Here is a 234-nt window from a genome sequence, read left to right on the forward strand (position 1 = left end):
CCTCCTGTAGATCTGTATCATTTGATACATTTGAGTTCAAAGTGTTAATAACTGTCATTACCCCTGCTCTGGCAGCACGTTCACGATCAGGATTGGTTATTTGAGCCTGAAAGATCATATCTATTTTAGCACCTGTGTAAATATCTACTGTAACGTGTGTTCCGTAATCACGAACAATTTGTTCCGGGGTTTTAGACTGGATGTCTTGTAAGAAACCTTGAGTCACATAATTAC

1 protein-coding gene is annotated in these 234 nt (G+C 38.9%); it reads right to left on the reverse strand.

Annotation, left to right across the window (positions count from 1 at the left end):
• Nucleotides 1-234, reverse strand: a 234-nt coding sequence (locus SB679_RS26355; protein ID WP_410705389.1) for a hypothetical protein, incomplete at both ends; no start/stop codon positions are given.

It is taken from the genome of Chryseobacterium sp. SIMBA_029 (genome assembly GCF_046535275.1).
GTDB lineage: Bacteria > Bacteroidota > Bacteroidia > Flavobacteriales > Weeksellaceae > Chryseobacterium.